The 13,133-nt window shown below is 59.1% G+C and carries 14 protein-coding genes; 1 reads left to right on the forward strand and 13 read right to left on the reverse strand.

Features of this window, described 5'->3' with window-relative positions; all coding sequences use genetic code 11:
- Window positions 1–27 precede the first annotated feature (27 nt).
- A complete protein-coding gene (locus IE087_RS10290) occupies window positions 28–1,260 on the forward strand; it encodes a mandelate racemase/muconate lactonizing enzyme family protein (protein WP_189369213.1) in 1,233 nt (410 codons plus the stop codon).
- On the opposite strand, the gene IE087_RS10295 is transcribed toward IE087_RS10290, so the two are convergent.
- Genes IE087_RS10295 through hisD form a run of 13 tightly spaced genes read right to left on the reverse strand, consistent with a single transcriptional unit; the run spans window position 1,257 to window position 13,133 of the window.
- Window positions 1,257–1,787 carry a CIA30 family protein gene (locus tag IE087_RS10295; protein WP_308425454.1) on the reverse strand — a complete coding sequence of 177 codons (531 nt, stop codon included), beginning with the start codon at window positions 1,785–1,787 and terminating at the stop codon, window positions 1,257–1,259. The two genes, IE087_RS10290 and IE087_RS10295, sit on opposite strands and share 4 nt — an antisense overlap.
- The gene (locus IE087_RS10300; RefSeq protein WP_189369214.1) at window positions 1,784–2,476 is read right to left on the reverse strand and encodes an RraA family protein; all 693 of its coding nucleotides are present in this window, start codon (window positions 2,474–2,476) and stop codon (window positions 1,784–1,786) included. The genes IE087_RS10295 and IE087_RS10300 overlap by 4 nt, the downstream gene beginning before the upstream one ends.
- A 3-nt stretch (window positions 2,477–2,479) precedes the next feature.
- Complete coding sequence (locus IE087_RS10305; protein ID WP_189369215.1) at window positions 2,480–3,604, reverse strand: cobalamin-independent methionine synthase II family protein; 1,125 nt, start codon at window positions 3,602–3,604, stop codon at window positions 2,480–2,482.
- 14 nt (window positions 3,605–3,618) lie between these two features.
- Window positions 3,619–5,232 carry a hypothetical protein gene (locus tag IE087_RS10310; protein WP_189369216.1) on the reverse strand — a complete coding sequence of 538 codons (1,614 nt, stop codon included), beginning with the start codon at window positions 5,230–5,232 and terminating at the stop codon, window positions 3,619–3,621.
- The gene (locus tag IE087_RS10315) at window positions 5,229–6,197 is read right to left on the reverse strand and encodes a cupin domain-containing protein (protein WP_189369217.1); all 969 of its coding nucleotides are present in this window, start codon (window positions 6,195–6,197) and stop codon (window positions 5,229–5,231) included. Before IE087_RS10315 ends, IE087_RS10310 begins: the two co-directional genes overlap by 4 nt.
- The gene (locus IE087_RS10320; protein WP_189369218.1) at window positions 6,194–6,730 is read right to left on the reverse strand and encodes a DUF6653 family protein; all 537 of its coding nucleotides are present in this window, start codon (window positions 6,728–6,730) and stop codon (window positions 6,194–6,196) included. The genes IE087_RS10315 and IE087_RS10320 overlap by 4 nt, the downstream gene beginning before the upstream one ends.
- A complete protein-coding gene (locus tag IE087_RS10325; RefSeq protein ID WP_229801333.1) occupies window positions 6,727–7,341 on the reverse strand; it encodes a pyridoxamine 5'-phosphate oxidase family protein in 615 nt (204 codons plus the stop codon). Before IE087_RS10325 ends, IE087_RS10320 begins: the two co-directional genes overlap by 4 nt.
- 7 nt (window positions 7,342–7,348) lie before the next feature.
- Window positions 7,349–8,317, reverse strand: a complete 969-nt coding sequence (locus tag IE087_RS10330) for a nuclear transport factor 2 family protein (RefSeq protein WP_189369220.1) — start codon at window positions 8,315–8,317, stop codon at window positions 7,349–7,351.
- Window positions 8,314–9,333 (reverse strand): LacI family DNA-binding transcriptional regulator, encoded by a 1,020-nt coding sequence (locus IE087_RS10335; RefSeq protein WP_189369221.1) that lies wholly within the window; start codon window positions 9,331–9,333, stop codon window positions 8,314–8,316. The genes IE087_RS10330 and IE087_RS10335 overlap by 4 nt, the downstream gene beginning before the upstream one ends.
- Entirely contained in the window at window positions 9,333–10,094 is a 762-nt protein-coding gene (locus IE087_RS10340) for an SDR family NAD(P)-dependent oxidoreductase (protein ID WP_189369222.1), read from the reverse strand. The genes IE087_RS10335 and IE087_RS10340 overlap by 1 nt, the downstream gene beginning before the upstream one ends.
- Entirely contained in the window at window positions 10,091–10,726 is a 636-nt protein-coding gene (locus IE087_RS10345) for a glutathione S-transferase family protein (RefSeq protein ID WP_189369223.1), read from the reverse strand. The genes IE087_RS10340 and IE087_RS10345 overlap by 4 nt, the downstream gene beginning before the upstream one ends.
- Window positions 10,723–11,769 carry a nuclear transport factor 2 family protein gene (locus IE087_RS10350; RefSeq protein ID WP_189369224.1) on the reverse strand — a complete coding sequence of 349 codons (1,047 nt, stop codon included), beginning with the start codon at window positions 11,767–11,769 and terminating at the stop codon, window positions 10,723–10,725. Before IE087_RS10350 ends, IE087_RS10345 begins: the two co-directional genes overlap by 4 nt.
- Window positions 11,770–11,804: 35 nt before the next feature.
- A complete protein-coding gene (gene hisD, locus IE087_RS10355; RefSeq protein WP_189369225.1) occupies window positions 11,805–13,133 on the reverse strand; it encodes a histidinol dehydrogenase in 1,329 nt (442 codons plus the stop codon).

Here is a 13,133-nt window from a genome sequence, read left to right on the forward strand (position 1 = left end):
TTTCAAGCAAGTAAGAGGGACTGAAAAATGCAACTCAAGGACCTCGACATCATCGTCACAGCACCCCCCGCCCCCGGCTGGGGAGGGCGGTATTGGATTCTCGTAAAGGTCACGACCGATGACGGCATCGTCGGGTGGGGCGAATGCTATGCCGCGTCCATCGGGCCGGGCGCGATGCGATCCGTTATCGAGGATGTGTTTGACCGGCACATGCGCGGGGAAAACCCGGAAAACATCGAATTGATGTTCCGCCGCGCGTATTCGTCGGGGTTTACCCAGCGGCCTGACCTCACCGTCATGGGGGCATTCTCCGGTCTCGAGATTGCGTGCTGGGATATTCTGGGCAAAGCGCGCGAGCGGCCTGTCTGGGCGTTGTTGGGCGGCAAAATGAATAAGCGCATTCGCGCATATACCTACCTCTACCCTCTGCAACATCATGGGCTTGATACGTTCTGGACTTCGCCCGAGATGGCTGCCGAGTCGGCGCTGGACTGTGTGACCCGCGGCTACACAGCTGTGAAGTTTGATCCTGCGGGTCCCTACACAATGCGCGGCGGACATATGCCAGGGATGCGGGACATTTCGCAATCCGTGGCATTCTGCAAAGCCATCCGTGAAGCTGTGGGAGATAGGGCCGATCTGCTTTTTGGCACACATGGTCAGTTCACGACAGCCGGAGCAATCCGGCTGGGGCAGGCATTGGAGCCTTATTCCCCGCTATGGTTCGAAGAACCAATCCCACCGGATGCGGTCGAAGAGATGGCAAAAGTGGCGCGCGCGGTTCGCATTCCGGTCGCTACAGGCGAGCGGCTCACTACCAAGGCCGAATTTGCGCCGGTCTTGCGCAGTGGTGCTGCCACGATCCTGCAACCGGCACTGGGACGTGCCGGCGGGATATGGGAGATGAAGAAGGTTGCGGCGATGGCCGAGGTCCACAATGCGCAAATGGCTCCGCACCTTTACGCAGGTCCGGTTGAGTGGGCTGCAAACATCCACCTGGCAGCTTCGATCCCGAACCTTTTGATGTGTGAAACGATTGAGACGCCGTTCCACGATCAATTGATCAAGGGCAGCATCCAAGTGGACAGCGGTTTTGTCACACCGCCCGAGACACCTGGGTTGGGCATTGATGTCGACGAAGATCTGGCCCGCGCGCACCCATACACAGGGGACGGTTTGCATCTGCAAATGCAAGAAGCACCTTGCGACTACGAAAAGGGCAACAATTTCGAGGGCGGAGCCCCAGCCCCGCGCGACTAGCGATAAAGGCGCACGGCGGACACAGCAATGTCCGCCTGCATCTCGCGCCCGATAGCAAGAATGCCGATACGACGCAGCCGTCTTACGTCAAAGCGCGCTTCAGTTCGGTGTGCGATAAAGGTGTCAAAAGGGACTTTGTGAGTGGACCATTCGCGCGGCGCTGTGAATTCGGTTCGAAACGATTGCCACGGCCGCGTCAGCGCATCTGTTCGGAGGCGCAGATCGTAAGTCTCACCGTTGCCAACTACATCCAAAGCAATGCCGGTATAGCCACTGGCATCGAACACTGCGCCGTCGGCCAAGTCGGAAGCAATCTGAACAAAACCGCCATTGTTGTCGAGCGAAACGCTCCCAGTCAGACGGATTGCGTCACGACCCTGCACCACTTGTCGAACGGCCTGCCCGGATGACACACCACCCATGACCGTATCGGCCACGTACTCCCATCGCGGGGTCAGATCGAGGGTTTCTGCATGCGCCATTGCCACCCAGCATAGCAGGGCTACCGGTGCTGTGCAGCGGATCATGTGCGCGCGGCCTCGAACGCGGCCCACACTGTCTCAAACTCCTCAAAGCTGATCCGTTTGTCTTTTACCGCATCGAATACGATGACCTCTGACTGCATGAGGGTTGCGATCGCGTCCGCAAGACTTGCCTTCACCTCATTGGGGATCACCACGGCCCCATGCCGATCTGCGTGAACCAAGTCTCCAGGGTGGATGTCGAGACCATGAATACGCACCGGCTGATCATAGTCGATGACATGCACAAATCCATGGCTCGGGCCAACTGAGCCAGCAACTACAGGATAGTCTTCTGCAAGATCGCCAAGATCGCGCATCACACCGTCGGTGAGGGTGCCCGAAAGACCAAACGCCTTGTGAATATTCGTATTGACCTCGCCCCAGTAAGCGCCAACGGCGTTTGGCACATCCAGATCCTGGACGACGCAAATGCAGGGATGATCCCCTTCCGACATGTATTTGTAGTAAGCCATGCGCCGGGCTTTGATAACTTCAGGTGCATCGGTCGGCGGAGCAACTGCGCGGATACGCGCGGTGCGGGCGTGGCCAACCATGACACCATTCGCATCCGAAGCGAGCATCGTTCCACGTGTGAACGCATTGAACCCGCGCTTGCCCTGTGCCACTTCGATGGCGTTGCAAACAGTGGGCGTATCGACAGACTTCAACAGATCATGCAGCGCATCATCCATGACTTATCCCTTCACCATGGCTGCGCCTTCGGATAAGGTCGCTAACTTGGCATAGGCAATCTCTGGATCAACCGACCCAAAACCGGCAAACGTACCGAAGCCACAGTCACTGCCGGCAATCACGCGATCGGCACCAACGATATCGGTGAAGCGCTCGATACGCTGACGGACCAATTCCGGGTGCTCGACAAAATTCGTGGTCGTATCAACGACACCTGGCACCAATACCTTGTCGTCTGGGATTTCGGCCCGACGGTCGCGGAAGACCGTCCATTCATGGGCGTGGCGCGGGTTTGAGGTTTCAAACAACACGTACCGCGCCTTGGTCGACATCAATGTCGAGAACACCGTATCCATTGGGACATCACAGGTATGCGGCCCCTCATAGTTGCCCCAACATATGTGCACACGAACCTTTTCTGAGGGCACATCAGCCAATGCATGATTCAGCGCCTCAACGTGCGCATCGGCGATCTTGAGAAACTCTGCATCGCTCAGATCATTGAACAGCATGTGCCGTGACAGGGCGAGGTCTGGGCAATCCAGTTGCAGGTCCAGTCCTGCCCCCACAATCGTTTCATATTCGCTTTTCATCGCATCGGCGAGGGCCGCAAGATAGGCGTCGCGGGTTGGATAAAAATCATTCTGCAGAAAGAGCGAGATCACACCAGGCGAGGCCGCATTCATGAACCCGCGCTCAACCCCGTGTTTGGACATGGCGGTCTTAAGATTCGTGATGTCCTTCTCCAGCTCGCCCTGACCTTTGCTTTTGACCTCACCCGTGCACATGGGCCGGGCATATTTCGGGGTCCCCCCGTCGTCAGCGAGGCGCTTCAGAAAACTCGGAAACTGCTTGAGGTCGGCCGGTGCATTGCGGGGGCTGTCACCCGAGAAACCGGTGTAACGGTCCTTGACGTAGGTCGCGTAACTGATCTTCGATGTCTCGCCATCGCTGACGATGCCAATATTGGCAGCGACCTGCTTGGCGACCGTGTCGTCGACGGCTTGTGCCATTGCAGCGTCAAAGGCGGTCTGGTCAAAGCCCTCCCCACGTTCGCGGGCAAAGATGAAATCAACAACTTCTTGTGTGCGGGGAAGTGACCCAACATGCGTTGTAACAATGGCCATTTCGACGTCCTTTCCTATTGCGCTAACTCAGCGCCATTCCAATACCACGGAGTGTCACAGAACCCATCCGCACAGACAAAAGCCGTTCCGGCAAGCAATACGCCCACGCGGCCACTTGCGTCTTTTACAAAGTCGGCCGCGGTCCCCAACAAGTCTTCAGGTGTCGCGTATCCACGCGAGGACAAGAAGACGTCGATCCGGCAATTGGCGGCACCACAAAACGCGCGTCCTTGAACACCGCCATTGCACGACACACCGGTCCAGTTCAGCAGAAAGTCGGCCAGGCCATCGCCATCGATGTCGCTAGCCTGCAATGCGGACGGATCCACAAAACTGAACGGTCCCTGGCATAGCTTCCTAATGTGTGCATCCGCCGCCGCAGGCGGGGCATTGGGAATGGGCAAGCGCGGTGCAGGCGCAAACTGTATTGGCAAATCCTGGGTTGGCGTATCCGCTACCGCAACCTGCGCGCGGGCCACGGCGCCGGGATCGGCATCAAGCGGTCGTGCCTGAACCCGCGAAAATCCCGAACCCGACCACGCCAACCAGGCGGAACACCCGAATGCACCTGCTGATGTGCCGCACACTCCTGTCCGCGTGTTCATGAACAGTGGCGCCGGACCATTGGGATCAGGTTCGGCGTGATAAGCCTGACCAATCCATTCGGACAGACCGCGCGCTGTCTGCGCAGATGAAAAGACTGTGACGCGACACTGGCCCGCGGAGTCGCATGCGCCAGGTACACCATGCACAGTCCCGTTCGGCCCCAAACACTCCACAAATCCCCAGTTCATGACGATATCCTCGGCCCCGTCGCCCTCTAGATCGCCAGGCCAGAGAGCACCTTCATTCAACCTTGCGGTGCTACAGACCGAATTTGCTGCACCGACGGCGCGGTCGTACATGCTCTGACCAGGCTGTATCGGCAGCACCGGAGGCACAAAGACGATGGCCGGACCGTCCTGTGGTTGCTGTCGGCGCAGCGGGATTCGGTCGGGATTCTGGGCGATCCCGTTGCGAGTGGCGGCGACCGCGCCAGCAACCGTGGGTGCGGTAGTCGCATACCGACCCAACGCGGCGGGAACTGGTCGGCCCAATTCCCCCCAGCGCGACACACAGACATAAAGCACCTGATCCAGCGCCCCGGCCAAACCAGAGACTCCAAAGTCAAAGGCCTGCCCCTGACCGGTGTCCAATATGAAACCCGGCGCCACGGTCAGCGCCTGCATCAATGGATCCACCATGGATAACCGAACAATTGTGCCACTGAATTCATCCAGTTCAAATGGCGGCAGACGGTATCCGGTTTGGCCCAGGAAAATGGTTGCGCCGGTCTGGACCGAACCTCCTGACCAGTCGAAGTAAGGATCATACATCCGGACATAGACCTCATATGGGCCGGTCTGGTGTAACTCGTTCTCATAGCTTTCCAACGGATCACGACCCTGCGGCGACGGGGCGGTGCAGGTGATGGTCATTGTGCCTCCGCCGTGCGCCGCCGAGGCATAAATGTTCGCACCCAGATCTTCGATCTTGGCCGTCCATGAAGGTACCGACTGCGCCAACGCCCCCGTCGCACAGGCGCAGGCAAGCAAGGCCGGCACCAGGTTTTTTAGTCCCGCGTTCACTCCGGCACCCACGTTGGACCAGCCGGGTCATCCGTACCTACGATGTGGTACAAAGACGCTTCTCCCGTCATGGAAGGCAACACCAAATGCGGCATGTTCTCAGGCATGCTCATCGTGTCACCCGGCGCAAGTGTCGCCGCGCCGCCCTCCCACGTGATCCTCCAATGCCCCCGCATCGGCATAAGAACACAAGGTTTGCTATGGCTATGCCAAGTGTCACTGGCGCTGCTGCGCGTGATCAAATCCACTTCGAAACCCGGCTTGTCGCGAATGATACCTGTCTCTCCAATCACCTTGCAGGGTGCGTCCTTGGCCAGACAAACCATGTCCCAATAGCGCCGCACCCCCATACCAACAACTTGCGCAGGTGACATCTCGGGAAAATCCGTAAGCTCCTCGCTGGTCAGCAAGGGCATGGGGTTCACGCCTTCAGGCAGGTTTTCTCCCTTTTTGGAATCGTAAAGGCTGCCATTCTCACCAAGCACCAAACCGTGATCTGTTGCATCCTCAATCACTTGTGGAGCCCAGATGACACCACCGCCTGCATCATCCCCACCAAGGATCGCCATAATCATCCCATAGTCGGTGCCGATGTTTTCGAACCCGCGGAAGATACCAGTGGGGATGTTAATAATGTCCCCCTCTTCCAGCACCACCTCGCCCGCCGTGCCCCAACGACCCCAGAAAAAGCGCCAGCGGCCCGATAGAACAAAGAACACCTCTGCCGTGCGATGCGAATGAAGCGAGTTGCGGCACTTCGGCGGTTGCCCTGCCGCCCCGATGTTGAACCCATGCGGAATGGAAATGTGGACATGCTGATCCGGGCTTTCCGACACACCACCGCCAATGATGGTAAAGTTTTCCTTCTGGTCGCTCCCTGGCGTATGCGCGTCGATGAACGCGGTCTTGCAAGGCATGAGGTCGCCATAGCGCACGATGCGCGGCTCCATCTCGGCGGGGGTCATGTTTGGGTCCTTTCATGTGGGAGGGTCGGATCGGGCAACGGATCGCCCGGTATTGTCTTGGTGATATCAGAGTGAATCCAGACCATGCGGTCCACGAACCAGACCTTGGGCAGTATGGTCGCAACCAAACCGAGGCCCGTAGCCCACGGGTTCAAAGAAATCAGGCCATAGATAAGGGGCAACAGACCTAAGGCCGACAAAGCCGTCAGGATGTTTGCGGCACGCATGTGATGGGCGGCGATCCGATAGTGACTCCGCGCCAGGAAGATACGCTCGCCCAATGTACCACGCGACGCCCAACTACCGAAGTCAGCAGGCGGTGGAAAAGCGCGCGGGTTCGCCCATGTCCAGACAGCGGCCAGCAGAAACAGTGGCATCGCCCACCAGCCGATCCACTGGCGCGCATAGATTGCCAGAACCATCATTGGCAGGCACGTGAATCGTGTCCAGACGCTGAGCGGGTTCGCATGACGCCGCCAGTCGGCATCCTGCATCCCCATCAGGCGTTCGGCGGCACGATAAAGGTCAGTCATCCTTGCCCCTTCAGCAATGCGTTCTCGGCTTCCAATGCTGCGATCCGCGCATTCAGCTTGTCCAATTCGGGAGCAATTAATTGCGCGATCTCGGACGCATCAAAGCGCGGTGCAATGAACTGGGGGCAGTTCCAGTCAAAGGCTTCAAGGCGGATCGTCACCAACCGTTCAACGCGACCCTGCCCGTCCACGGCCAGTTTCTGAGCAAGGTCCGGGTTGCCTTGCGCCTGTTCAAAGGTGGCGCGCCCCTGCAACTTCATCCGCGCCTTGCGCGGGTAGTCCATCAGGAAGAGGGACACGCGGTCATCTCCCGCCAGATTGCCCTCGCTGATATGTTGCTTGTTGCCGCGGTAGTCCGCGAAGGCGAGCGTGTGATCGTCCAACACCTTGAGAAATCCGGCAGGTCCGCCGCAGTGCTGGATGTAGGGCCAGCCGGTTTCGGAGACCGTCGCCATGTAGAACGAAGTGCGCGAGGCAACAAAAGCCACTTCGTCTGCGGTCAAGGCATGGGTGCGCGCGCCGTAGCTGCGGGCGTACATCTCCGTAGAGCCGTCTGCCTCTTGCAGTGATTTCACAGCATCCGTGAACATCAGCTCATCATAGCGCTTCACGACAGAGCTACCCCGTCTGCAAAAGGATCTGTTTCCAGATCGACGTTTCATCAAAAAGCGCATACTCGCGCCGTAGGCCCCATGGCCCGAACTCGGCATGGGAAATGCCCAACACGTAGACCTCAGCCCCCGTCGGCGCGCCGAAATACCCCCATCCGTCATGTTTTCCATGCAGGTTCCAACGGATGGCGGCGCGCGGCGGCATCAAGTCGTCATCTCGTCCGATCTGATGGTCAATCGTGAACTTTGCACCCGGGAAGGACGCGCGCAGGCCCATCCAGAAGCGATCTACCGGGTCCGTGCCATGGCCCGTCACTCCCCCGGGATATTCAGACTGCGCGGCACGATCATACTCAGAGGGAATTGCCGCCATGTCGGCCCCCATGATCCGAGTCAGGATGTCGGCGTATTTCGCGCCCCATTCATTGTCATTGCCGCGTCCTTTATAAGGCCCCGGCTGGTCCGTGGCAGGGGTCAGCGGGCGCACGGCATTCTCCATCCCGCCTTCACGCTCGATCAGGTCGGCAGCATAGGCCTTCGCCTCCCATCCGATCTGGTTCACGATGGCGGTCTGGTCCCGGATCAGCCATTCATCGTTGATCCGATCGTTGATGGCATGGCAATCCGCGATGATACGGTATTGCAGCGTCTTGCCTGATGCCTTGCCGTAAACCCCATCGGCCATATGGGTCGCCGTCGACAGGATGCGATGCGACGAAAGCATCCCCTCCTCCGGGGTCCCGCTCCAGATCACATCCTCGCCCAGCAGTGTCCGGTCCGGAAATTCGGCCAAGGTCGCCATGGTCGCGCCTATGACATTTTCGTTGCCAATGACCACCGAACCGGGCGAGCGCACCACGATGTCAGGACTGTAATAGTGGTGCAGTGTTGCGATGCCCCGGTCTTCCCAGATCTCCTTGGTGATGCCGAGGATATAGTCGGGGAAATCCTTCCACCGGTTCGAAAAACCCTTCATGCGGTCCATCCTTTGGGTATGCGGGCCGACCCGCGCAGGACCAGCGGTCCATCCAGCGCGACGCGGCGGGGTTTGGTATCGGGATCGGCGAGGCGATCCATCAGAATATCAACCGTGGCTTCGGCCATCTGCCCGGCGGGTTGGCGCACGGTAGTCAGGTCATAGCTGGGCCATGCTGCGAGGGTGACATCGTCATAGCCTACAACGGACACGTCACCCGGCACGCTCAGCCCCAGTTCAAAGCGCAGCACGTCCATGACGGCAAAGGCCATGTGGTCATTGGCACAGAAAACGGCATCAGGCCGGTCCGGCTCTGCAAACATCTTACGCGCAACAATCTTGGCGGTCTCAAAGTTAAAGTCACTGACGCCGCGGGCTGCGAGATTTTGTCCGCCTGCCTGAAGCCCGGCGACAAACCCGGCTTCACGGTCGCGCTGGGTTGAAGCACCTTCCCACCCCGCTATATGCGCGATGCGTTTATGTCCGCCTGCCAACAGAAACTCAGCCAGCTTGCGCCCACCGTGGTAGTTGTCTGAGGTGACTGCCGAAAGCCGATCGTCATCCTGCGCCCGGTTGAAAAGAACGATGGGAATACCCGCCGCCTCGCACCGCTGCGTCAGATCGTTGGACATGCCCACGCTGGCGGCAATGATGCCGTCCACCTGATAGTCGAGCAATTCAGCCATGACCTCGTCCGCCTCCTCCCCACTGTTAGAGGAGAGGAAAACAAGAACGTGATAGCCCTGCTCCTGAAGTTTGCGGCTAAGCCGTTCGATGGCTTCAGGGTAGAAATGGTTTTCCAGATAGGCGACGACGAGACCGATGATGCGGCTACGCCCGGTGATCAGGCTGCGCGCGAGCACGTTGGGGCGATAGCCCAGCGCATCCGCCGCCTGCCGCACCTTGTCAGCCGTCCGCTTGGAAACTGACGCCCCAGGTGTAAACACACGTGAAACCGCCGACCGGGAGACCCCGGCCCGCGCGGCCACATCTAGTGCTGTCACCTTGTCTGGCATCAGTCTGCTGTCCACCCCCCATCGATCAACATAGACGTACCTGTGACCATCGCCGATGCATCAGACGCCAAGAACAGGACAGCGCCCATGATGTCTTCGACCTCGGCCACCCGTGGCAGCTTGATCTTGTCCATGATCCATGCGTACCGCTCGGGGTCTTGGAACGACTTCTCGGTGAATGCCGTGCGCACGAACGTCGGGCAGACGGTGTTAATGCGGATGCCCGCTTTCCCCCATTCGATGGCCATAGCTTTGACCATCCCTTCGACCCCGTGCTTCGTCGCGCAATAGACGGCCCGATCGATGCCGCCCACGTGGCCCATCTGCGAGGAAATGTGGATAATCGAGCCTGGCTTGCCTGCGTGCGTCAACGCCCGCGCAGCCGCCGTTGAAAGGAAATAGGCCCCCTTGAGGTTGATACCTACAACGGCGTCGAAATCGTCAGGCTGCGTTTCCATCGACGGGCCATGACGCGCCAGCCCAGCAGAGTTCAAGACGATATCGTATGGTTCATCAAAGGCTGCATTGACGGCTTCGACATCCGACTGATCAAGCGGCATGGCTTCTGCACTCCACCCCTGATCGGTCATGGCAGTCACCACATCCGCCAAGGCATCTGCGCGGCGTGCGGCACAGATCACGTGCGCACCTGCTTCAGCCAGCGCCACTGCGCATCCAAGGCCGATACCGGACGACGCACCTGTCACAAGCGCACGCTTTCCGGACAGATCAAAGGACGGGGTACGGGGCAGTTCGGTCAAAACGACAGCCTCCCTTTCAGTTCAGAGTAATCCACCATCACATGCGTCCGATACGCGGCCCGCTCGGTCAAGGCGTCGTAGTAGTCTTGCGTGCCCGCAGGCACCCGCCGATCCAGATCAAGCGTGAAGTAGCGATAGAGAATGTGACCGACCCAGATGTCCGCAAGTCCCAGAGTTTCTCCTGACATCCACGCCCGCGCGCCCCGTTCCGACATTGCCACGGCAAGGTTGGCTTCAAACTGGCGCAAAGCGTGACCCACGGCTGCCAAGTCCCGCACTGCTTCGGGGGTGCGGTAGTAAGCCCAAAACAGCGGTACGGTAAATGACCGACACAGCGTATGCTTGGCCCACTCGGCCCACATGTCATCGCGTGGTGATGCCACAACGCCGCCTTCGCCATACTGCGTCACAAGATACCGAAGGATGGCCGCGCTCTCGAACATTACCCTGTCGCCATCTTCCAGGACCGGGACAAGCCCCATCGGATTCATCCGCCTAAAAGCCGGAGTGTCCGTGCCACCAAACCGACCTCCGACATCCTTGCGCTCAACAGCCAACCCAAGCTCGGCAGCGCCCCACATCACAGCCTGTACATTTGACGAAGAGGCGCGCCCATGGATGATCAGCGTCATAGCGCCCGCCCCATTTCAGGGTCGAACCCGGTGCGCGCCTTGTTGAACTCTCGCATCCGGGCCAGAACATCGACACCGATCTGGTCGTACATGTGCAGCAAATCGACCATGACCCAATTCTCTCGGATCAATCCTTTTTCAATGCGCCAGAAGTCTAGACTGCGCATTTCGATCCGTTTGTTCACAGGCGGGATGCCCAACCACCCGTCATGGGTGATGGTCTGATACATATCTGGCCAGCCGGTGACCGCAGCAAAGGGCCCATCACCAAAGAAATGATAGGTGATCTCATCGATGTATTTCCCTCGATCCGGCATGCCATTCAGGAACGGAATCTGATGCCAGTTACGGAACCCCGAGATGCCGCGCCCTGACCCGATACCGCTTGGTCCGTACCACATCATCTTGGGGTGCCAGAAGCGCTCCATTTCCATCACTTCAGGCCCACCCTGGCTTGGGTGCTTCTTGAGATGATCCAGCATGTCGATGATATGCTGGCAGGACGCGTCGCTGGTCGCGTCGTCACGTGGGCCTTCCACAAGACCGTTGCACATTGCGGGACCCGGCACATGCCATTCCCGCCCCAGTGACGGCACCATAGGCCAGGCGTTCGCCTGCATCATCACCTCTGGAATGTCCCAAAGGGCCTGCATCTCGACGATCTTGTCATTCTCGAATCGGTAGAATTCGTGAAACCGCATGTGGACGATGTGGCCGGTCGGCGGGATATCCAGCCAAGGAGCCGTGAACGTGCCGGTGTAGTAACCACCACACCCAACCCAATCGGCACCATCCGGTGTCGGACCCGAGATCACGATATGGTCCCGCCTCTCAAGGTCAGGCCACGCTTTGGCCAGTGCACCATAGGCACGATCCACATGCGCATCCACACCTGTCACAGTCTCGAAAGGGAAAGCGAGGCGGAATACGACGTCAGGCGTGCACAGGGCATGCAACTGCGCCCGCACCGTATCCAAGTCAAAGTCATACAAAGCCTGCCGGAAAGGTGCGATCAGGGCCTTGTGCCGCGAGTGAGGATCCATCTTATCCCTGTCCAGAATTATTGCGAGGCGTTTGCCTACTCCGCCGCATCACGCGCAGGTGCGCCTTCGCCGTAGGGGACGTTGATCCCGCCATACCGGCGCACCCGCAGATTGCACTGCTCGGCGTGGCCAACGAACCCTTCCAACATGCAAAGCCGCGAGCCGTAAGCGCCAATCTCTGCCGCTGCCTCATCGGTCGTCACTTTCTGATAGCTATGCGTCTTGAGGTACTTGCCGACCCAGAGACCACCCGTATAGCGGCCTGCCTTCTTGGTCGGCAGGGTGTGGTTGGTGCCTATCACCTTGTCCCCATTCGCCACATTTGTCCGGGGGCCAAGGAACAGAGCGCCATAACATGTCATGTGTTCGAGGAACCAGTCGTCCCGATCCGTCATCACTTGAACATGTTCAGAGGCGACATCATCAGCCACCTGCAGCATCTCTTCGTATGTGTCGCAAAGGATGATCTCTCCATAATCCTCCCAGCTTTTGCGGGCAGTATCGGCAGTGGGCAGAATGCCGAGGATGCGTTCGATCTCCGCCGCTGTCTCATCCGCCAACTTGCGCGAGTTGGTGAGCAGGACGGCAGGGGAGTTGTAGCCATGTTCGGCCTGCCCGAGCAGGTCCGTGGCACACATCTCTGCATCGACAGTTTCGTCGGCGATCACCATTGTCTCCGTCGGACCGGCAAAAAGATCGATGCCCACACGGCCAAAAAGCTGGCGCTTGGCTTCGGCCACAAAGGCGTTGCCCGGACCGACCAGCATATGCACTGGATCAATGGTCTCAGTTCCGATGGCCATGGCACCCACGGCCTGAATGCCTCCCATAACATAGATTTCGTGCGCACCACCAAGGTGCATGGCGGCAATAACGGCAGGGTTCGGCTTGCCCTGCCACGGCGGTGTGCACGCAATGATACGCGGAACTCCGGCAACAGAGGCGGTTGCCACGGACATGTGAGCCGAGGCCACCATGGGGAACTTGCCCCCCGGCACGTAACAGCCCACGGACTGCACCGGGATGTTCTTGTGGCCCAGGATCACACCCGGCATCGTCTCGACCTCGATATCCAGCATCGAGTCCCGCTGTGCCTGGGCAAAGTCGCGGACTTGTTGCTGCGCGAACTTGATATCCTCCATTTCGCGCGGGGTCAGTTCGGCCATCAGGGCTTCGATCTCGGCTTCAGTCAGGCGGAAGCTCTCGGGGCTGTAATTATCAAACTTCTCCGACAGCTCCCGTACAGCTGCATCGCCGCGCGCCTCAATGTCAGCCAACGTGGCCTCGACAATGGCGCGCGTCTTGGCATCATCCTCGGCCCGCTCTGCCTCGGGCTTGCCGCGCTTCAAATACTCGATTGTCAT

The organism is Tateyamaria omphalii (genome assembly GCF_014651375.1).
GTDB classification, from domain to species: domain Bacteria; phylum Pseudomonadota; class Alphaproteobacteria; order Rhodobacterales; family Rhodobacteraceae; genus Tateyamaria; species Tateyamaria omphalii.

Excerpts from the sequence above, each read along its gene's own strand:
- IE087_RS10290 (WP_189369213.1), top strand. The coding sequence starts at position 28 with ATGCAACTCAAGGACCTCGACATCATCGTCACAGCACCCCCCGCCCCC.
- IE087_RS10295 (WP_308425454.1), bottom strand. The coding sequence starts at position 1,787 with ATGATCCGCTGCACAGCACCGGTAGCCCTGCTATGCTGGGTGGCAATG.
- IE087_RS10300 (WP_189369214.1), bottom strand. The coding sequence starts at position 2,476 with ATGGATGATGCGCTGCATGATCTGTTGAAGTCTGTCGATACGCCCACT.
- IE087_RS10305 (WP_189369215.1), bottom strand. The coding sequence starts at position 3,604 with ATGGCCATTGTTACAACGCATGTTGGGTCACTTCCCCGCACACAAGAA.
- IE087_RS10315 (WP_189369217.1), bottom strand. The coding sequence starts at position 6,197 with ATGACCCCCGCCGAGATGGAGCCGCGCATCGTGCGCTATGGCGACCTC.
- IE087_RS10320 (WP_189369218.1), bottom strand. The coding sequence starts at position 6,730 with ATGACTGACCTTTATCGTGCCGCCGAACGCCTGATGGGGATGCAGGAT.
- IE087_RS10330 (WP_189369220.1), bottom strand. The coding sequence starts at position 8,317 with ATGAAGGGTTTTTCGAACCGGTGGAAGGATTTCCCCGACTATATCCTC.
- IE087_RS10335 (WP_189369221.1), bottom strand. The coding sequence starts at position 9,333 with ATGCCAGACAAGGTGACAGCACTAGATGTGGCCGCGCGGGCCGGGGTC.
- IE087_RS10345 (WP_189369223.1), bottom strand. The coding sequence starts at position 10,726 with ATGACGCTGATCATCCATGGGCGCGCCTCTTCGTCAAATGTACAGGCT.
- IE087_RS10350 (WP_189369224.1), bottom strand. The coding sequence starts at position 11,769 with ATGGATCCTCACTCGCGGCACAAGGCCCTGATCGCACCTTTCCGGCAG.
- hisD (WP_189369225.1), bottom strand. The coding sequence starts at position 13,133 with ATGACAATCGAGTATTTGAAGCGCGGCAAGCCCGAGGCAGAGCGGGCC.